Source organism: Marinobacter flavimaris (genome assembly GCF_045057155.1).
Classification (GTDB): Bacteria; Pseudomonadota; Gammaproteobacteria; order Pseudomonadales; family Oleiphilaceae; genus Marinobacter; species Marinobacter manganoxydans.
In genome coordinates, this window is record NZ_CP171359.1 from 172,365 (window position 1) to 188,959 (window position 16,595).

Below are 16,595 nucleotides of genomic sequence, written 5' to 3' on the forward strand. Positions count from 1 at the left end.
TCCAAGGTGTTACATGTCTCTATATAGTCGAGGGTATTAAAGGGTATGGAAGGTTCAGATCCCAGCATAGGAATCGCATTTCTCATTGTAGCTATTGGCTGGCTGCTGCCGATAATAATTGTTCTGAGGTCGAGTAAGACGAGCGGTGGGGAAAAGTTGGCCTGGGTCCTGCTCATAGTATTTGTATCGTGGCTTGCATGGATATTTTATTGGCTACTTGCGCCAATTAAGAAAAGTTGAGCGAAGAATGGCAATGAAGTGCAGTGCAAATGATCAATTGCTATTGAATACCAATTTCCATATAACCATCTGGGGCCATACCATTCCGGCGCTACGGCGCGCAGCGGATGCCCCTGTCGGGCCGCCGTTGATTGCTGGCGTTGATCGGTAACGGCCATCCCACAGCGCCTTCGGCTCCATTTCTTAGGCGCGCATATTGCAGGCGTCAGAAGTTTTGGCGCAAATGTCTGGGCTGGCCTCTTGAAGTGAAGGGACGATGAAAGAACGGATCTCTAGGTTTGATGACTTTTGGGCACTCCACGTGAATGGGTATATTTTTCTGCTCTCGGGAAAAGACTTTTCTGAAGCTACCCAGGCCGCCAAGAAAAAGTGGGGAGAGACGGTGTGGGCGCAATTTCTCGTGGCAGTTTCGAGCTTTTCAAGACTGTCGGATGCCAAGCGCCATGCCACCATTGAAAGTGATGCCGTTAGAGCCATTCAAGACTTCTTTCAACAGAATCCAACATCGATTCCGCAATACGAGTTCGTGGGCAAAGAAGCTGCAACCGTCGCATCCACATTCATCGAGGCTTGCACCACATGTCCCGCATCCAAAGGCTTGTTTACATGGGAAGAAATCCAGATCGATGGTAGAAACCAATGGATTCTCCGCGAATATTATTCGCAAAACCTTGTTGAGCGCTTAAGCAACAAAAAAAGATTAGCGAAGACGGTGCCTATCACTCCATCAAAGATTGAAGAGCTGAACGGTAACTCAACTGATTTCAAAATCCGCGTAGCTGGGGATTGGCTCCGGATATGTCACGAAGGGGTTCGTGCTCCATGAGTAGGCGCGTGAGTCGAGAGGATCAGAAGACGTCTAACCAAGCCAAGAACTGGATTTCAAAACCTCCGTTTCGCTGCGGCTTCTTAACCGGTGATGGCGGGCGTTAGGACGATATGGATTTTTTCTCACTAGTAGTTGGATTTTTAATTGGCACTGCTACTGGCGCAGCCGGGAACTACATGGCTGATCGATTCACTGACTCTCGTCGCGAGAAAAAGCAGGTCAAGGAGAACGAAAGATTGTGGCGGGAAGTAGAAGCCCGGTTTCCTGATCTCATCGAAGAGATGAAAGAGGATTTCTCCAACCCTGAGCACCGAGACACTCGGGCTTTTTTCGTCAAATCCAGCAAGACATCGATTGGTTTTCTCACAGAGCCTTGTTTTCAATACCACACGGATAAGCTTCCGAATTTGCAGCCAGCAGTGTTGTTTCTCGAAAGAGAGGGTTTCATTTCGGATATAACGCCCGGCAACTGTCCTATGTATCGAATGCACGAACACTTTGTCGATCATCTGATTAAGTCCTAACAAATTGTTCCACTACATTCACGGCCTTGCGACCGTCTACCGGACGCCCTAGTCGGGCGCCGCTTTAGCAGTTCGGTTTTTTCGAATTCAGGAGTTATCTTGGAGAAAAGCTACGCTGTGCCTTTGAGAGGGTGCTTTTGGAAGCAATCAGAACTGACCTGGATTAATCTTACTTGTCTGCAGATTGCCTCCCTGTACCTGATACAGAGTGACCGTGTAACCTCTGACTTGCTGTCCTTCGATGAAGAATCGGAAAGCAGTGTCGGCTTTGCTGTAGGTCGTTTCAGGTCCAAATAGGTGGGGCATGCCGTACCACTTTTGGCCGGCAGCATACTTCAGTTCAAATGTTCCAAGAGGAACCTCGACCTCTACCGTCGTCCCGCCTCGCACGAAAATATCCATCACGTTTTGCCCTGAACTCATATCCTCAAGCCGAACAAGATAGTTCGCTCCGGAGCTGGTTTTGATCTGAAGAGGGGCTTCCCCCAATTGCCCGGTGTGCCTTTCCAATGCACCAGTCTGTGGCAGCGGCATAACAGGCTCATTAAACTCAGGGAATGATTTTCTGCTATTTGTGTTCGAACTATTTTGATAGGACGCTGTGGTGGTGCTTCCGGTTTGCTGCGCCGACTCTGCATAGGATCTGTCAGTGCCGGGCGAGTTGTCATTCGAAACAAGGATGAAAAAAACACCCACAGCGAGCGGAGCAATTATGAAAGGGGCGAGCGCCGATCCGAGCCGGCGGGTCAGGGACTGCTTTTGGGTTTTGATTGCACGATCGCGGAGCTTATTCTCCAGCGTCTGGCTGGCAGAGGATGGCGATTCGGCATGGTTGTTGAAATCTCCATTACCGGAATCCCGCCAATTGTCCCCGCTATTTAGTCTGAGCTTCGCCCGGAGTTTACCAATGTCTGACAGGGTAGAGTGCACCTGATCATAGGTATTGCGCCTTCCTCCATTCAGCAAAACTTCTGTCACATCGGCTTTAAGCTTTGTTTCCCCGATCGATTTCAGCGCTTTTTGGATTTCATCTGATGATGCTGTTGGCTTGATTCCGAGTCGACGATAGAGATCACGCATACTTCACCAAATATTCATACGCTTCGCGAATGCGAACAAAGGTTTGAGATGCAGCAGCGACAGATTCTTCACCAAGTGCGGTGAACCGGTCAGGGTGATGTATTTGCGCGAGTCGCCGATAGGTGTCAATGGCCATTTATTTTGACCCACCTTTGGCCAATAAAATTGACCCACCTTTCATAGTCTATCTTGTGGCTTTTTGCTTCAGTCGATAGCTTTCTCCTCCCAACATAAAGATGTGCGAATGGTGGATGACCCGGTCAATGATCGGCACCGCCACGTTGTCGTCGTGGAAGAACTCGCCCCAACTGGTGAAGTCCTTGTTGGTGGTCAAGATGATCGACCGGTATTCGTACAGGCTGTTGATCAACTGGAACAGATTGTAGCGGGCCTGCCGGGTCATGGGCAGGTAACCCAGCTCATCAATGATCAGCAGGTCGTATTTGGCCAGGGCGCTGACCCGTTTTTTCAGCTCACCCTTCATCTCGGCCAGTTCCAGCTCTTCCACCAGATCCAGGGCATTGCGGAACAATACCCGGTAACCAGCTTCCACTGCCTTGTGGCCAATACCGATGGCCAGGTGGGTCTTGCCCACACCCGGCGGGCCAATGAACACCAGGTTGTTCCGTTCGTCGAGGAACTGGAAGTCCAGCAAGGCGTTCACCTGGCGTTTATTAATGGTGGTCTGGTGCCGGTAGTCGAAGCCCTCAAGGCGCTTCTCGGCGGGGAACGCGGCCATCTTCCGATTCCGGTGGATGCGCTTGTCCTGCCGTTGAACCAGTTCGTGTTCGGCAAGCCGATCCGCGAAGCTGAGATAGGACATCTCGTTGGCTTCTGCCTCGGCCAGCAGGTTGATTAGTTCATCGGCGGCTGCGCTCAGGCGCAGGCTGCGGTAACGGGCTACAGTCTGTTCAAGCTGGCTCATGGGTCACCCCCTGGCCACTGGAGCGGCCAAGACGCTGGTAGGCGCTCAGATCCAATGCCTGCTTGGGTTCCGGTAACGATTCCGGCTGTCGCTCCCGCAGAACGGCCGCCTGGGCTGCTTCCAGGTAGTTTTGCAGTCGTGTGGCCGTCATGCCGGGGCGTTCTGCCAGCGCTGTGATCAACTCTGGATCCACCGGCGCATGGCGCTTGAGCAGGTCACGGGCAGCCACCAACTGATCCTTGTAGATCTTGGGCTCGGAGCGCTTGAGCTGCTGACACAACCGGTGCCCGGTCTCGTCGCTGATCAGGGCGTTGATACCAGCTTCCAGCTTGTTCACGCGCTGGGCATGATCCCGGTAGTGATGGGTGTTCTTGATCACCTTGCCCTTGTCGGCGCACAGCGCATGACTGGCAATGACTTCGCCCGTGTTCAGGTCGCTGATATGGAGTTGACTGCCGGACTCCAGAACGCCCACCCGGGCCTGCTGCCAGGCCATGGGCACGGAGTACTTGTTGGCCTTCCAGGCGATCAGGCCGGTCTTGTCCACCTGCCGTGTCTCGCGGGCCACAGGCTGTACGCAAGCCGGTGACAGGTAGGCCTCCAGATGTTCTCGCTCATCCCGTTCGAAGCGTTCCCGCGGTGGTTCGCCGGTGGTGCCGTGGATGCGGACATTGGCCACGCTCTCAACCCAGTCCTGCACGTGCTGACGCACGTGTTCCTGATCCCGGAAGACTTCACCGTAGAGGCAATCCTGCTTGACGTACTTAACACCGGCTTCCACCTTGCCCTTGCTCTCCGGGTCATAGCCTTCGCAGGCATGGATCCGGAATCCAGCCGTGGTGGCATACTCATGAAACCGTTGGTTGAGCGTCAGTTCGCGGTACTGTTCGTTGATCACCACCAGCTTGGTCTGATCGTAAACGCACTCATCCGGCAGGCCACCGAAGTACCGCAGGGCTTCGTCATGGAGCTGGATAAACGTCTGGGTATCCAGCGGGCGGAAGGCCAGGCCCACGTACATCAACCGCGAGTACGACAGCACGAACACCACAAAATGCAGCGTGCGTTCTTCGCCACCGATCAGCACGCCGCGCAACTCACCGGGGTCCACCTGACACTGAACACCGGGCACATCCTCCAGAATGGGCTCGTAATAGCGCATCTGGGCCGAGGCCACTTCCTCCTTGAGCACTCGCACATAACGGCGAATGGAACGGTCTGAGGCCGGTAAGTCGCCGACCTTTGCCTGAAGCTTACGGGCAATCTTGACGGCGCTGAGCTTGGGGAATTGCTTGAGCAAATGCACCAGATAATCCCGGTGATCATCGAGGCGCTTGGTGCGTGAGGGATCTTCAATCTGTTCTGAAATCGCGTTCTCATTCATCCGCAGATACTTGCGGACGGTATTGCGGGACAGCCCCAGTTCCTGACTGATGGCGCGGATCGACAACCCTTTGCCGTTATCGTGCAGTGCCTTGATTTTGTGTATCACAACCCACTCCTTCACTGACATGCCCCCGGCTATCGATAAAAGCGGGGGACAGTAGCTGGTTCTGTGGCCTGACGGCCACCCGGGGGTGGGTCAAAATAAATGGCCAGTAGTGGGTCATTTTAATTGGCCACTAACAATAGGATTGTTTTATGGCTTCTTTGCTAGCGCCAGGCTCAAGCCCGAGCGTCGCATAGGCTGCAATTGCCTTACTGGGGTGGTCGGCTTTATCGCTGGTGGAATGGTCCGACCTTTTATTGCCATTGTCGCGTTCACGCCAATACTCAGCTGAGCTTACATCGGATGGAAAGGGAATTGCGCGGCCAGTCACATTGATGAATATTTCATTCAAGCTACTATTGCTCACCCCAAGCAAATCGGCGAGGAACCGTAAAATGTGGTTTTCGCTGGGTAGCAATCGTCCATCCGCTATGGCCATACCGATAGCCATTTCCAGAAACCGGAGGGCTTTCTCGTTAACAAAGTCTGAGGCGACGATTTCGCATGCAAGCTGTAATGCTTCGATGTCACGTTTCTGGGCACGACGGATGATGGGCTGGACCGAGATGCCATGTTTAGATGCTGAAGAGATCTCAGATAGTTGTTTGGCCTCTTGTGCATCAATATGCCCGTCACTGGATGCAATCCAGGCGAGTACCAATAGAATTGATGTGCCGAGTTGATTCTTGCTGTTAAGAATCAGTTGTTCGAATTCCGTAAAAGCGTGATCCGTCACAAGTATTCCCTTATGCCCCTAATGAAAACTACTGCCATTAGTTTGTCGCGGTCTTTTCGAGTATGGCACGTATCGCTAATTTTTCGACTCGAGATAATTTCAAAAGGTGCTTTGACGGTAGGGTTGACCGGGAATGGTAATGTTCGCCTCTCTACCGCTGCCCGATCAATTCCTCATCAACATTGATGATCTTGCGAGGAAATGTTGCTTCGTGTTTTTTGTTTTTTCTGGAGGTCCATTAAAGCGTTTCCGTTCGCTTACTCTCTTCAGGTCCGATTTGAATTCTAGGATCACGCACCACTGTCGGTGGACTTACTCCGATACACATTAAATGCCCGAGCATAAAAAGGGAGGCCATTGCATAGGCCTTGACCGCCTTGCCCGAATGTTCGCTTTGCGACCAAGCCGGGCTCCCCAAGCTCTTAAACAAAAGCGAACGTTCGCAGCATCCCAAATTTCTGGATTTAATTCCCCCGAGTTGCCTAAGAAACGCCCCTGCATTCCCCCCCCCCATTCCAGAGGTGGCGGCCATTGAAGTTTTCTAAGCGGTGACTGCAAAACTCAATCTGGCCATTTGGGATGCAAGCTATCAATGACGTAGTTGTGACTGTGGACACTGGAGTTGAAATCACTTGCGATATGAGGGTGGTCACTTGGAAGATCGTCGTGGTGGTGCGAACGTTCTGACGGATCAACAGATGGCCATAACTTCACGGCAAGGATCAGCCCGCCGAGAGCAAACCCCAGAAGTATCAATAGAGTGATGGTCATTCCCGCAGAAGAGCCCAGCCAACCAGCTAATGGATACGCGATCAGCCATCCGGCATGCGATAAAGAGAACTGGGCAGCGAACAGAGCTGGCCTATCTTCAGCATGCGACGACCGCGTAAGGACCCTGCCTATGGGCGTTTGAACGGTGGAAAAACCAACGCCTAGGAGTCTGCGCGGCAGAAGCTACATTCTGGCACAATAGATCAAAATTCTTCAGCAACAGGATGACTGATGGGAACCACTTTCCGCCCGTATTCGCCTGGCCAGGAACTGCTTCTTCCCCCGAGCCTGAACGAGTGGCTGCCTGAGGGGCATCTGGCCTATTTTGTCAGTGATGTCGTCGAGGAGCTGGATTTAAGCGCGTTTTATGCCCGCTACGAAGGCAACGGCCGACGCAACTCGCCCTTCGATCCACGAATGATGCTGAAGGTTCTGATCTACGCCTACGCCACCGGCGTTTTCTCTTCACGCAAGATCGCCCGGAAGCTGGAAGAAGACGTGGCCTTCCGGGTTCTGGCGGCAGGCAACTTCCCCAGGCATCGCACGATCTGTGATTTCCGCAAACACCATTTGGTTGCCTTCAAGGCCGTGTTTATTCAGGTGGTCCGGATTGCCCGGGAAGCGGAGCTGATCACGCTGGGAACACTGGCGATTGATGGCACCAAGGTTCGGGCTAATGCCAGCAAGCACAAGGCCATGAGCTATGGCCGCATGGGCGAGGAAGACGATCGTTTATCGAAAGAGATCGATGCACTTTGTCGTCAGGCGCGTCAGACAGACCAGTCGGAAGACCGACAGTTCGGCCCGGATAACCGGGGTGATGAACTGCCTGAAGAGCTTCAGTACCGGCAGGCGCGGCTGGACAAGATTCGTGCCGCCAAAGAGAAATTGGAAGCAGACCAGAAAGAGCGGGACAAGGCCCGGGGTCGGTCCCCGGACGATGATCGGCGCTCACCTCGCGGGGGCCCGAACTTCAAGCGGGATTATGGGGTTCCGGATGACAAGGATCAGAGCAATTTTACCGATCCGCAAAGCCGGATTATGAAAACGGCGGACGGGTTCCAGCAATGCTACAACGGCCAGTTGGCCGTGGATGGTGAATTCCAGCTGATTGTCGCCAACCACCTGGGCAATAATCCCAGTGACAATGGCTGTCTGATACCACTGCTGGATCAGGCAAAAGACACTCTGGAAACCTATCCGGATCAGTGTCTGGCTGACGCGGGTTACCGTAAAGAAGAAGATCTACAGACCCTGGAAGACAAAAGCATCGACGGCTATGTCTCGCTGCGCCGGGAGGGCAAGAAGAGTTCAGAGATAGACGCGAGCCGTTATCCGGCCAGCGCCCGGATGGCCGGGAAGCTGGCCACGGCAACCGGGCGATCGGTTTACGCTCAGCGCAAGCATCTGGTTGAGGCGGTCAACGGCTGGATCAAGCATGTTCTGGGCTTCCGACAGTTCAGTCTGCGGGGCCTTCACGCCGTGCAGGGTGAATGGGATCTGGTCTGTCTGTCGCTTAATCTCAGGCGGATGAGTTCACTGATGAGGCTGAAATAGAGGGTCCGAGGGATCCTTGGGCGTACTGAGTGATCGGACTACGATAACGCATTCGCTGATAACCGTCTTGACTGACTGAATAGAGAGAATCGAGACTCTATTCGGCTGGATATTGTGGATACGTTCTCGGGCCGAACTGTGATTCGACGCGGCGGGGTCACTTGCTCAAAATACTTCTGCCGCGCAGACCCCTAGCCATGCCCAAACGGGTAACAGCCATTCCAGAGAGCCTACCGGCAGCGCAAGAACCAACCCGGCAACCAGAATCCCACCTCCTGTGAGCATGACTTGCCGGTCCTGCCAGCGTTTCAATAAAGCTGGCAACGCCAATGCCGCCAACATGGAACCGCCACCAAACGCGGCAAAAGCCATAGCCGTATGCTGGTCGGTAAGGCCGAATTGTCCCTGCACCAGGACAACCGTATTCACGATCACCATGGCTCCCGCAAGACTGACAACTAGGTTCAGTGACATCACCCCGCGCAGGCGAGGAGTTGCCATGAAAATTCTGAATCCGGCCCGTGCGCGATCATAAACGCCGCGACGTTTTTCTGATTTGGCCCCGGAGGGCAAAGCAACGGACACCACCAGCAAGGCTGATGCGATAAAACCGATTACCGTGCCCGAGAACAATGCCTGCCAGCTGGTGGCAAGCAGAATCAACGCCGCGAGCGCAGGGCTGATGAGGTTTTCCAGATCGTAAGCCAATCGGGAAAGCGACAGCGCCTTGGTGTAATCGTCTTCATTTGGAAGAGTCTCCGGAATCGTAGACTGGAAGGTTGGTGTAAAGGCCGCCGAGGCGGACTGAAGGACCGCGATTAGCACGTACACTTCCCACACTTCGGTGACGAAAGGCAAAGCCAGCGCCGTCGCCGCTCGAATCACATCCAGAGAGACCAGCAGAGCACGACGGGGTATGTTCTCCGCCAGAGCTGATGCCAGGGGGGCTAGCAAGACATAAGCGACCATCTTGATAGCCATGGCGGTGCCGAGCACCTGTCCCGCCTCGTCTCCGGCCAGATCGAATGCCAGCAGACTCAAGGCCACCGTAGCCAGCCCCGTACCCAGCAATGCAACGACCTGGGCCAGAAACAAATGGCGATAGGTTCGGTGCTTCAGAATCTCAAGCATGGCTTCACCAGTGACAGCATAAGAAGCAGAAAGGTTGTGGTAGAAATCTGACTCCAGTAGCATTCCATGCTATCCCCCCAGGGGGGATAGGTCAAAAGTGAGATTTTGCCTACAGGTCTACCAACCATCAGTCTTGCCGGGAACACTGTTATGCACCATGAACGACTCGACCATTGGCAACATAATCACGTGTTTGGTCAGGATCAGAAGCGCTCTGGCGAAACCCGCACACTCATCGTGGTGGGCCTGACACTGGCGATGATGGTCTGGGAAATTCTGGCCGGAATCGTTTATGGCTCCATGGCGTTGCTGGCCGATGGCCTGCATATGGGGTCCCACGCAGTGGCTCTGGGCATTGCGGCCTTCGCCTACGCGTATGCCAGGAAAAACGCGGGCAACGACCGTTTCTCTTTCGGAACAGGAAAGGTCAACGCGCTGGGTGGCTTTACCGGTGCAATCCTGCTGGCTGCCTTTGCGCTCTACATGGTCATCGAGAGCGTGGGGCGTTTTATCCAGCCCGTCGCCATTTCTTTCGATGGGGCTATTTTTGTGGCCATAATTGGCCTGGTGGTCAACGGGGTGTCAGCTTGGATACTGGGGGATGCAGGCCATGATCATGGTCACAGTCACGGCCATGATCACGGTCACCACCATCATCACCATGACCACAACCGCCGGGCCGCTTACCTGCATGTACTTGCGGATGCGCTGACGTCAGTCCTTGCTATTGTTGCTCTTCTGGCGGGTAAATATGCCGGGTGGAACTGGATGGACCCGATGATGGGGATTATCGGTGCGATTCTGGTAACCCGTTGGTCCTGGCATCTGCTGAAAGACACCTCAAAGGTCCTCCTCGACGAGCAACATCAGGACATGGAGGAAGCTGTTAAACAGGCCGTCGAAGACGACGATGCCAAAGTCAGTGATCTGCATGTGTGGGCGATAGGCCCAAACATTCATGCGGCTATTGTCTCAGTGGTCTCGCATCAGCCCGAGTCGCCTACAGTCTATAAGGAGCGCATTCAGGCACACTGCCAGTCCCTGGTTCACGTGACGGTGGAGCCTCTCCGGTGTGATTAACGGGGAGAGCGCAGGTTGAAAAGCAATCAGGTCAGAGATACCGGGCAATTGCCTTGAATTCATCGACACGCCGCTGCTGGTCTGGCTCCAGCGGCCCGATAGCATCGTCGAGGCAATGCTCAATGTGGTCCTGTACTAGCACGCGTTTGGCCTGTTGAATGGCCTTTTCCACGGCGTGAAGTTGCTGGGCCAGTTCCAGGCAGGGTTTTCCCTGATCAATCATGCCAATCACGCTTTCCAGATGGCCGTTAGCCCGCTTAAGACGTTTGATAATGTTCGGGTGAGATTGATGCGTGTGATCATTTACCATGTTTAATTCCTATCCCCCATGGGGGGATGGTATCCTCTGTTTTCGTTGAAATCCAACCACAGACTCGACGCATTAGATTGATGATTTCGGCCATTCACCAGAGAAAACTGCTTCCGACGCTCGTCATGCTCTTGGCATTGGCGGGCCTGTCACTGTCGGTGATTGGCGAGTCATTCTCTCACGGTGTGGCCAACTTGGCAGGCGAGTGGGAATCGCAGTCTGACGGCCATCCAGCCAATCATGGTGCGCATGGACACACCCACGATTTTGACAAAGAGCCAGAGACATCATCAATGCATCATGATGCTGGCAATCATACCCACGAGACCGTGGACCACCTCAGGGTTCCGTTTGTTTCCCAAAGCCTGACCGTTCTCCGGCAGCCCGTACCCTTTGCCGGAGGTTCTCCCCGCAGTTTGCGTTATCGGCTTGAACGCCCTCCAAAAGCCTCCCTTTCCACTTGATTCTTGCCGCTTACGCGGCCCGAGAAAACAAATTCGATTGGAGTCTTTATGTTGTCAAGCTTGCCTGGCCGATGCCGTGGTGTGTCCTCAACGGGCACAGGCAATCGTCTACTCTGGATATTTCTAACTTTGGGCTTGCTGGGTCTGAGTACCGATGTACTCGCTCATGCCGTCGCCCAGGGCGACAAGGGGTACATCCAGGAAATTACCGGGATAAACCTTATTTCGTTCATCTATCTGGGGGCCAAACACATGGTCACCGGATATGACCACCTGCTGTTCCTGCTGGGTGTCATTTTCTTCCTCTACCAGATGAAGCACATCGCGATCTACGTGAGCCTGTTTGCCTTGGGGCATTCCACCACGATGCTGCTGGGGGTTTACTTCAACGTGGGCATCAATAGTTACATCATTGATGCGATTATCGGTCTGTCCATCGTCTACAAGGCACTGGACAACATCGGTGCCTATCAGCGGTGGTTTGGTTTCCAGCCCAACACCAAAGCCGCCACGTTGATTTTCGGGTTCTTCCATGGCTTTGGTCTGTCCACCAAGATCATCGAATACGACATCTCACAGGACGGCCTGATTCCGAACCTCCTCGCCTTCAATGTGGGCGTGGAAATCGGACAATTGATCGCCCTGGCCATGATCCTGATTGTCATCAGCTTCTGGCGAAAAACCGACGGATTTTTCCGCCATGCCTACACCGCCAACGTGGCCATGATGAGTGCAGGTTTTCTGCTCTTTGCCTATCAGCTCACCGGTTACTTCGTCGCCTGATTCTGGAGATTTTTTATGTACAACACCGATATTCCCAACCGTGAAGAACTGCCCAGCACTGCCAAGCTGGTTCGATCAACCATCATTGCGGCAATTGTGGCGTTGGTTCTGCTTGTAACCGTGGTCATGCCCGCCGAGTATGCCCTGGACCCAACCGGCGCAGGTCGCCTTTTGGGCCTGACTGAAATGGGCGAAATCAAGGAGCAGCTCGCCGAAGAGGCTGCTGCTGACGAGGCTGCTCAGATGGTTGCTGTTCAATCCTCAACTGAGCGAGAGGCCCCGGAAGTCAAAGAGCCTGTCGTGGCTGAAGCCGTTGAGGAGCCAGCTCCCTCACCTGAAGCAGAGGTTGCACCTGCCGAGCCAGAACCTGCGCCTGCACCAGAAGTTGTGGAACCGCAGTGGCAGGATGAAGTGCGCGTGGTTCTCACACCGGGAGAAGGCACAGAGTTCAAACTTACTATGGAGGAAGGCGCTACAGCCCGATTCTCCTGGGTATCAGAGGGTGGCCCGATCAACTTCGATACCCATGGTGATGGAAGTGGTCAGTCAATTTCCTACGAAAAAGGCCGGGGCGTGCCTGAAGACGAGGGCGAGTTGGAAGCAGCCTTTACCGGCAATCACGGCTGGTTCTTCAGAAATCGGAACGACAACGACATCACTCTGGTACTGCGTACTGGAGGAGACTACGGTCAGTTGAAGAAAATGTTGTGATTAACCATTAGATAAACGTAGCAACATCCAGCCCCGCGTGCTCACGGGGCTGGATGTCTTTTCAGCAGCTAAATGGTGCTTGGGGACTCATCCGCAGGGTTAACTTCCAAGCTTGTACCGAGCGCCGTGGGAGGCTAGGAATGTGGTCGCAATAAGGTGCGTCTGAATGTTCGCTTTGCGACCAGAAGCACCTAAACAGAAGCGAACATTCGATGCACGTCGATCGCCAGTGTAATGGGTGCATGTCCGGTTGTTCGGGTGAGGCACCACAGGAATACACCAATCGCATGTCCAGATAATTCCTGATTTGATGCACAGACAGGGTGCAGCGACGGAACGCTTTGGAAATGACATGGCCTAGCTCCTGGGTGCTGACCTACGTTCAAGATTGGTATCGAACATTCAGGTATTAAAGGTCATGTTGGTAACGCCTTGCTCTGTCGAGCATAAGGTGCGCAATCCGCTGTCCCAGTTCGAAACCTTCCTGCACAGTCACCAGCTGCGCGCTTGGTTTATCTCGCCCCCAGGCCTCCCCGGCCTGTCGAGAGGCAAAGAAAAGGACATCGCAACAAAACGCACTTCGAATGTCTCCCGATGCGGCCACCGACACTAAAGAGACGACCGCGTCCTCCGGCTCAAGCGAAACCACTCTCTGTGGCGTAATCGTCATGTTGATCGGGTTGTTCGTCTGCGGGCAACGCGATTGCACCTGCGCCCGTTCGCCAATAACGGTTGGAAACATCAAGGCATCCAGTGCACACCAGGTGTAAAGGGGCCGATCGTTGATGACAAATGCATGCGGGGTTTCTCGCAGTGTGATGCCGGAGCCGATCAGCCGTCCCTGGCCGTCGTACTCGATGGTCCCGCAGGGCAGTTTTTCCAGCACCAACTCTGCCTCATCAGTCGTCCAGTTGAGCGACTTCGCGAGCCGCTCAACAGTGACCGGTTGTCCCAGGGCAAGCTCGCGCAACAGCGTCACATGAAGCGCGGCTTCCCTTTCGCCGGTCAGACCCAGCCGTTCCACGATCTCATCCATGTTATACATTGGCGGCACCGTCTTATCCCGCACAGCACGACAATTGCTTCACGTCCTTGGTGAAGGTTTGGGCACAGAGCTTGAGCCCCTCCACCATGGTCAGGTACGGGAACAGCTCATCGGCAATGTCGTTCACGGTCATACGCGCACGCAGCGCCATGACGGCCGTCTGGATCAGCTCACCGGCTTCGCCCGCGACGGACTGGACACCCAGCAATCGTCCGCTGCCACGCTCAGCGACCATCTTGATGAAGCCCCCGGTATCGAAGTTAACCAGGGCCCGGGGCACGTTATCGAGGGTCAGGGTGCGGCTGTCGGTGTCGTATCCCTGAGCCTGGGCCTCCGCCTCGGACAGACCGACGGTGGCCACTTGTGGATCGGTAAAGATCACCTCGGGCATGGCGCTGAGGTCGAGGCTGGCGTCACCGCCGGTCATGTTAATGGCGGCCCGACTACCACCGGCGGCAGCCACGTAGACGAACTGGGGTTGATCGGTGCAGTCCCCGGCTGCATAAATGCCGGACGCGGTCGTTTGCAGGTGGTTGTCGATCCGGATCGCGCCGCGCTCGGTAGCCACGCCGACGGCCTCCAGGTTCAGGTTCTCGGTATTGGGTGTGCGGCCACTGGCCACCAGCAGTTGCTCCGCCTCCAGGGTGCCGGCGTTGGTTTGGAGGGTGAACACCCGGCCATTGTGGGTAATCTCACTGGCCTGGGTCTGCTTGAGCACCTCGATGCCCTCGCGACGGAAGGCCGCTTCCACGGCTTCACCCACCGCCGGGTCTTCCTGAGACAGCACCCGGCTGCGGGCCAGAATGGTGACCCGACTGCCAAGGCGGGCAAAGGCCTGAGCCAGCTCGATGGCCACCACCGAGGCACCAATCACAACGAGGCGCTCGGGAATGTGATCCAGCTCCAGCGCACTGGTGGACGTGAGATAGGGCGTCTCGGATAGCCCCGGAACAGGCGGTTCGGCGGGCCGGGCACCGGTGCCGATAAAGGCCCGGTCGAAGTGCACCGTCTGCTCGCCGCCGTCGTTGAGCGTAACCGTCAGTGTGCGCTCGTCCACGAACCGCGCCTCGCCCTTGAGGACGGTAATCGCGGCATTGTCATTGAGAATGCTCTGGTACTTGGACTCGCGCAGCTCCTCCACCCGGGCCTGTTGCTGAGCCAGAAGGGCTGAACGATCCACCACCGGTGCCTGGGCACTCAGTCCGTCGTCAAACGGGCTTTCCCGGCGAAGGTGGGCGATATGCGCCGACCGGATCATGATTTTGGACGGTACGCAACCAATGTTGACGCAGGTTCCGCCGATGGTGCCGCGCTCAATCAGCGTCACCCGGGCACCGCGCTCCGTCGCTTTCAGGGCCGCAGCCATGGCACTGCCACCGCTGCCAATCACCGCAATGTGCAGGTTGTTGTCACTCATAAACGTTACTCCTTGGTTGAAGGGCTGTCGCAGCAGGCGTCGTGTTTCTTTTTACGCCAGACGGCATAGCAGGTCAGGCCAATAAAAAAGACCAGTGCGGGCAAAAGCACGTAGTCGAGATAGCCGGTGAGGGCTGCCAGGCCTAAGGTTCCCAGCAAAACCACCAGTATTGGGGTAAAGCAGCACAGGGCGACCAGCACCGTGCCGATGACGCTCACCCGCAACAGGGTTTTGGGGTTTGCCATGGTTACTCCTGTTTTGCCTGAGATTGTTTCAGCGTGGACGGATAGCCGGCGTTGGTGGTGGCTTGCGTCAGTGCCTCAACGGTCGTTTTCTCGTCGTCGAAGGTGACCGTCGCATCGCGTTCTTCATAACGAACATCCACAGAGGTCACGCCCTCCACCCGGTTGAGAGCGGCCTTGACGGTGATCGGGCAGGCCGAACAGGTCATGCCAGGGACTGACAGGGTGACGGTTTGTGGTGCTGCCAGGGCCGGCAGGCTAACGAACAGGAATAACGCTGTGGCGATCAGTGATTTTTTCATGGTGCTATGCCTCTCAGTAAAATAGGGGTAAAACATAAGGGAACGCCAGCGCAGTCAGAATGAGCAGCGCGACAATCCAGAAAACAACCTTGTAGGTTGTGCGTACTTGCGGCACCGCGCAAACATCGCCCGGCTGGCAATCCTGTGCAGGCCGGTATATCCGGCGCCAGGCAAACACCATGGCCACCAGTGCCGCACCGATGAACCAGGGCCGATAGGGTTCCAGGGCGGCCAGATTGCCGATCCAGGCGCCTGAAACTCCTAACGCGATTAAAACCAGGGGACCAAGACAGCAGGCGGATGCCAGGACGGCGGCAACGCCCCCTGCGATCAGCGAACCGCGACCGGATTTGGGCTCAGACATTACGTTGGCTCCTTTCATGAGATGGATGACTGAGATAAGGTTACTCCCGTAGTCAGCTACGGAATCAACCCCCTATGTCCAAGAAACCACGTTCAATGACCATTGGCGCCCTGGCCAAGGCCGCCAATATTGGAGTGGAAACCATCCGCTATTACCAGCGCCGGGGACTGGTGGCAGAGCCTGACAAACCCTATGGAAGCATCCGCCATTACGACGATCAGGCGTTGGCGCGTCTTCAGTTCATTCGAACGGCCCAATGGTTGGGCTTCAGCCTGGATGAAATCGGAGGACTGCTAACACTGCAAGACGGCACCCATTGCGATGAAGCACGGGTACTGGGCGGACAGAAGCTCGCCAAGGTGCGTGAGAAAATTTCAAGTCTGCGGCGTATCGAGCGAACGCTGGAGGGGCTGGTGCAGGCATGTTGCACTGAGCAGGGTGACGTGAAGTGCCCGCTCATTACGTCTCTTTATAAGGGCGTAGAGGAAAACACGTCGTGAGCTTATCTACGAGAGCCAACTTCTCTGCCGGGGTCGGTTATGGCAACCAGCAAGGGGGCCGATCCGGTCGGCATCATACGTCGCCGCTTATCCCC

The 16,595-nt window shown here is 55.2% G+C and carries 20 protein-coding genes and 1 pseudogene; 8 read left to right on the plus strand and 13 right to left on the minus strand.

What is annotated here, in order from left to right; translation table 11 throughout:
• Positions 1–45: 45 nt before the first annotated feature.
• From ACGK9W_RS00945 to ACGK9W_RS00955, 3 genes are all read left to right on the plus strand, one after another.
• A complete protein-coding gene (locus ACGK9W_RS00945) occupies positions 46–240 on the plus strand; it encodes a hypothetical protein (protein WP_081432082.1) in 195 nt (64 codons plus the stop codon).
• Between the two features lie 256 nt (positions 241–496).
• A complete protein-coding gene (locus tag ACGK9W_RS00950) occupies positions 497–1,066 on the plus strand; it encodes a hypothetical protein (protein WP_405418777.1) in 570 nt (189 codons plus the stop codon).
• Between the two features lie 179 nt (positions 1,067–1,245).
• The gene (locus tag ACGK9W_RS00955; protein WP_236078912.1) at positions 1,246–1,593 is read left to right on the plus strand and encodes a hypothetical protein; all 348 of its coding nucleotides are present in this window, start codon (positions 1,246–1,248) and stop codon (positions 1,591–1,593) included.
• A 147-nt stretch (positions 1,594–1,740) separates the two neighbouring features.
• Here ACGK9W_RS00955 and ACGK9W_RS00960 read toward each other — a convergent pair whose 3' ends face one another.
• The 6 genes from ACGK9W_RS00960 to ACGK9W_RS00985 form a co-directional block, all read right to left on the minus strand.
• Positions 1,741–2,673, minus strand: coding sequence for a hypothetical protein (locus ACGK9W_RS00960; protein WP_011785763.1), 933 nt, complete (start codon positions 2,671–2,673; stop codon positions 1,741–1,743).
• On the minus strand, positions 2,666–2,809 hold the full coding sequence (locus ACGK9W_RS00965; RefSeq protein ID WP_405418779.1) for a hypothetical protein: 144 nt from the start codon (positions 2,807–2,809) through the stop codon (positions 2,666–2,668). The genes ACGK9W_RS00960 and ACGK9W_RS00965 overlap by 8 nt, the downstream gene beginning before the upstream one ends.
• 48 nt (positions 2,810–2,857) lie before the next feature.
• The gene (istB, locus tag ACGK9W_RS00970) at positions 2,858–3,598 is read right to left on the minus strand and encodes an IS21-like element helper ATPase IstB (RefSeq protein ID WP_053112996.1); all 741 of its coding nucleotides are present in this window, start codon (positions 3,596–3,598) and stop codon (positions 2,858–2,860) included.
• Positions 3,585–5,090, minus strand: a complete 1,506-nt coding sequence (istA, locus tag ACGK9W_RS00975) for an IS21 family transposase (RefSeq protein WP_082640780.1) — start codon at positions 5,088–5,090, stop codon at positions 3,585–3,587. Before istA ends, istB begins: the two co-directional genes overlap by 14 nt.
• 130 nt (positions 5,091–5,220) lie before the next feature.
• Positions 5,221–5,823: a TerB family tellurite resistance protein gene (locus ACGK9W_RS00980; protein WP_405418781.1), complete on the minus strand. Its 603-nt coding sequence runs from the start codon at positions 5,821–5,823 to the stop codon at positions 5,221–5,223.
• Between the two features lie 561 nt (positions 5,824–6,384).
• The gene (locus ACGK9W_RS00985) at positions 6,385–6,774 is read right to left on the minus strand and encodes an MFS transporter (RefSeq protein WP_405421137.1); all 390 of its coding nucleotides are present in this window, start codon (positions 6,772–6,774) and stop codon (positions 6,385–6,387) included.
• A 51-nt stretch (positions 6,775–6,825) separates the two neighbouring features.
• Between ACGK9W_RS00985 and ACGK9W_RS00990 the strand changes: the two genes are divergently transcribed.
• Positions 6,826–8,151, plus strand: coding sequence for an IS1182 family transposase (locus ACGK9W_RS00990; protein ID WP_053112091.1), 1,326 nt, complete (start codon positions 6,826–6,828; stop codon positions 8,149–8,151).
• A 189-nt stretch (positions 8,152–8,340) separates the two neighbouring features.
• Here ACGK9W_RS00990 and ACGK9W_RS00995 read toward each other — a convergent pair.
• Positions 8,341–9,282: pseudogene (locus tag ACGK9W_RS00995) on the minus strand (MFS transporter); the annotation flags it as partial.
• A gap of 150 nt (positions 9,283–9,432) precedes the next feature.
• On the opposite strand from ACGK9W_RS00995, the gene dmeF reads away from it, so the two are divergent.
• Positions 9,433–10,362, plus strand: a complete 930-nt coding sequence (dmeF, locus tag ACGK9W_RS01000; RefSeq protein ID WP_153740609.1) for a CDF family Co(II)/Ni(II) efflux transporter DmeF — start codon at positions 9,433–9,435, stop codon at positions 10,360–10,362.
• A 31-nt stretch (positions 10,363–10,393) separates the two neighbouring features.
• Here dmeF and ACGK9W_RS01005 read toward each other — a convergent pair whose 3' ends face one another.
• Positions 10,394–10,672 (minus strand): metal-sensing transcriptional repressor, encoded by a 279-nt coding sequence (locus tag ACGK9W_RS01005; RefSeq protein ID WP_153740610.1) that lies wholly within the window; start codon positions 10,670–10,672, stop codon positions 10,394–10,396.
• Between the two features lie 512 nt (positions 10,673–11,184).
• Between ACGK9W_RS01005 and ACGK9W_RS01010 the strand changes: the two genes are divergently transcribed.
• Positions 11,185–11,919 (plus strand): HupE/UreJ family protein, encoded by a 735-nt coding sequence (locus tag ACGK9W_RS01010; RefSeq protein ID WP_248237236.1) that lies wholly within the window; start codon positions 11,185–11,187, stop codon positions 11,917–11,919.
• Positions 11,920–11,934: 15 nt separating this feature from the next.
• The gene (locus ACGK9W_RS01015; RefSeq protein ID WP_153740613.1) at positions 11,935–12,630 is read left to right on the plus strand and encodes a hypothetical protein; all 696 of its coding nucleotides are present in this window, start codon (positions 11,935–11,937) and stop codon (positions 12,628–12,630) included.
• A 409-nt stretch (positions 12,631–13,039) separates the two neighbouring features.
• On the opposite strand, the gene merB is transcribed toward ACGK9W_RS01015, so the two are convergent.
• From merB to merT, 5 genes are read right to left on the minus strand one after another with little or no spacing between them, the layout of a single operon-like run.
• Positions 13,040–13,675, minus strand: a complete 636-nt coding sequence (gene merB, locus ACGK9W_RS01020) for an organomercurial lyase MerB (RefSeq protein WP_008175605.1) — start codon at positions 13,673–13,675, stop codon at positions 13,040–13,042.
• Between the two features lie 13 nt (positions 13,676–13,688).
• Complete coding sequence (merA, locus tag ACGK9W_RS01025) at positions 13,689–15,092, minus strand: mercury(II) reductase (protein WP_008175602.1); 1,404 nt, start codon at positions 15,090–15,092, stop codon at positions 13,689–13,691.
• A 5-nt stretch (positions 15,093–15,097) separates the two neighbouring features.
• On the minus strand, positions 15,098–15,337 hold the full coding sequence (gene merF / locus ACGK9W_RS01030) for a mercury resistance system transport protein MerF (RefSeq protein ID WP_008175600.1): 240 nt from the start codon (positions 15,335–15,337) through the stop codon (positions 15,098–15,100).
• A gap of 2 nt (positions 15,338–15,339) precedes the next feature.
• Positions 15,340–15,636, minus strand: a complete 297-nt coding sequence (gene merP / locus ACGK9W_RS01035; protein WP_008175598.1) for a mercury resistance system periplasmic binding protein MerP — start codon at positions 15,634–15,636, stop codon at positions 15,340–15,342.
• 13 nt (positions 15,637–15,649) lie between these two features.
• Complete coding sequence (gene merT / locus ACGK9W_RS01040) at positions 15,650–16,000, minus strand: mercuric ion transporter MerT (protein ID WP_008175596.1); 351 nt, start codon at positions 15,998–16,000, stop codon at positions 15,650–15,652.
• 74 nt (positions 16,001–16,074) lie between these two features.
• On the opposite strand from merT, the gene ACGK9W_RS01045 reads away from it, so the two are divergent.
• Entirely contained in the window at positions 16,075–16,500 is a 426-nt protein-coding gene (locus tag ACGK9W_RS01045) for a MerR family DNA-binding protein (RefSeq protein WP_008175593.1), read from the plus strand.
• The last annotated feature ends 95 nt before the right edge of the window (positions 16,501–16,595 follow it).

What these genes read in the sequence shown, in the direction of transcription:
- ACGK9W_RS00945 (WP_081432082.1), top strand. Translation starts at nt 46, where the DNA reads ATGGAAGGTTCAGATCCCAGCATAGGAATCGCATTTCTCATTGTAGCT.
- ACGK9W_RS00950 (WP_405418777.1), top strand. Translation starts at nt 497, where the DNA reads ATGAAAGAACGGATCTCTAGGTTTGATGACTTTTGGGCACTCCACGTG.
- ACGK9W_RS00955 (WP_236078912.1), top strand. Translation starts at nt 1,246, where the DNA reads ATGGCTGATCGATTCACTGACTCTCGTCGCGAGAAAAAGCAGGTCAAG.
- ACGK9W_RS00960 (WP_011785763.1), bottom strand. Translation starts at nt 2,673, where the DNA reads ATGCGTGATCTCTATCGTCGACTCGGAATCAAGCCAACAGCATCATCA.
- ACGK9W_RS00965 (WP_405418779.1), bottom strand. Translation starts at nt 2,809, where the DNA reads ATGGCCATTGACACCTATCGGCGACTCGCGCAAATACATCACCCTGAC.
- istB (WP_053112996.1), bottom strand. Translation starts at nt 3,598, where the DNA reads ATGAGCCAGCTTGAACAGACTGTAGCCCGTTACCGCAGCCTGCGCCTG.
- ACGK9W_RS00990 (WP_053112091.1), top strand. Translation starts at nt 6,826, where the DNA reads ATGGGAACCACTTTCCGCCCGTATTCGCCTGGCCAGGAACTGCTTCTT.
- dmeF (WP_153740609.1), top strand. Translation starts at nt 9,433, where the DNA reads ATGCACCATGAACGACTCGACCATTGGCAACATAATCACGTGTTTGGT.
- ACGK9W_RS01005 (WP_153740610.1), bottom strand. Translation starts at nt 10,672, where the DNA reads ATGGTAAATGATCACACGCATCAATCTCACCCGAACATTATCAAACGT.
- ACGK9W_RS01010 (WP_248237236.1), top strand. Translation starts at nt 11,185, where the DNA reads ATGTTGTCAAGCTTGCCTGGCCGATGCCGTGGTGTGTCCTCAACGGGC.
- ACGK9W_RS01015 (WP_153740613.1), top strand. Translation starts at nt 11,935, where the DNA reads ATGTACAACACCGATATTCCCAACCGTGAAGAACTGCCCAGCACTGCC.
- merB (WP_008175605.1), bottom strand. Translation starts at nt 13,675, where the DNA reads ATGTATAACATGGATGAGATCGTGGAACGGCTGGGTCTGACCGGCGAA.
- merA (WP_008175602.1), bottom strand. Translation starts at nt 15,092, where the DNA reads ATGAGTGACAACAACCTGCACATTGCGGTGATTGGCAGCGGTGGCAGT.
- merF (WP_008175600.1), bottom strand. Translation starts at nt 15,337, where the DNA reads ATGGCAAACCCCAAAACCCTGTTGCGGGTGAGCGTCATCGGCACGGTG.
- merP (WP_008175598.1), bottom strand. Translation starts at nt 15,636, where the DNA reads ATGAAAAAATCACTGATCGCCACAGCGTTATTCCTGTTCGTTAGCCTG.
- merT (WP_008175596.1), bottom strand. Translation starts at nt 16,000, where the DNA reads ATGTCTGAGCCCAAATCCGGTCGCGGTTCGCTGATCGCAGGGGGCGTT.
- ACGK9W_RS01045 (WP_008175593.1), top strand. Translation starts at nt 16,075, where the DNA reads ATGTCCAAGAAACCACGTTCAATGACCATTGGCGCCCTGGCCAAGGCC.